Origin of the sequence: Microbacterium sp. SS28 (assembly GCF_022761035.1) — a bacterium.
Taxonomy (GTDB): domain Bacteria; phylum Actinomycetota; class Actinomycetes; order Actinomycetales; family Microbacteriaceae; genus Microbacterium.
Genome location: NZ_JAKWJP010000019.1, coordinates 1 through 1,080, shown reverse-complemented (window position 1 = coordinate 1,080; position 1,080 = coordinate 1). Strand labels below are relative to the sequence as shown.

The following is a 1,080-nucleotide window of genomic DNA, read 5'->3' as shown; positions in this document are numbered from 1 at the left end:
TGTACCCGGCCGTGAGGTTCGTCGCGGTTTGGGTCTTGTGAATGAGGAGAACCTCCGGGCTTAGTGGAGATGTCTAACGTCTTCACGAACTCGGAGGTTCTCGTGCCCCACCGTAATGCCCGGCTGACCCTTTTCGGGCGGCTGTTGATCATCGACCGTGCCCAGGCCGGCTGGAAACAGGCGCATATCGCGGCGGCGATGGGGATCTCCCGTCGCTGCGTGCAACGCTGGCTGGCTCGCTATCGAGCGGAGGGTGAAGCGGGGTTGCGGGATAGGTCGTCCCGCCCTCACCATTCGCCTTCTCGCACGCCGGCGTCGAGGGAGCGGGCCGTCCTGGACCTGCGCGAGCGTGAACGCGTGGGACGCGACGAGATCGCCGTGCAGTTGGGCATGGCACCGCGCACGGTCTCGCGGGTTCTTGCCCGGCACGGTGTCCCGCACCTGGCCCTGCTGGACCCGATCACCGGTCAGCTGATCCGGGCGTCGAAGACCACCGCGGTTCGATACGAACGGGAACGACCTGGCGAACTCGTGCACATGGACGTGAAGAAACTCGGCCGCATCCCCGACGGCGGCGGCTGGAAAGCGCACGGGCGTGCTAGCGGATCGATCCAGCGAGACCGGCACACGGTGGTCGGGTTCGATTACGTCCATTCGCTCGTCGACGACCACTCCCGGCTCGCGTACTCCGAGGTCCTCGCCGACGAGAAGGGACCTACCTGCGCCGCGTTCCTGGAGCGCGCGATCACGTACTTCCACGCCCACGGCATCACCCGCATCGAGCGACTGATTACGGACAACGCCTGGCAATACAGATGGTCGCTGCGCGAGGTCTGCGCTGCCCACGGCATCCGGCAGAAGTTCATCAAACCCCACTGCCCATGGCAGAACGGCAAAGTCGAGCGCCTCAACCGCACACTGCAAACCGAGTGGGCCTACCGACAGCCCTTCGCCAGCAACGATGCACGCACTACCGCCCTTGCACCCTGGCTCGAGCACTACAACACTGGACGACGCCACTCAGCTCTCGGAGGCAAACCCCCGATCAGCCGACTGCGACCAACGTCCTGACCGGGTACA

General features: G+C 65.3%; 1 protein-coding gene. It reads left to right on the top strand.

Going from position 1 to position 1,080, the window contains the following annotated elements:
• Positions 1 to 102 precede the first annotated feature (102 nt).
• Positions 103 to 1,071, top strand: coding sequence for an IS481 family transposase (locus MJ607_RS19790; RefSeq protein ID WP_243077357.1), 969 nt, complete (start codon positions 103 to 105; stop codon positions 1,069 to 1,071).
• The last annotated feature ends 9 nt before the right edge of the window (positions 1,072 to 1,080 follow it).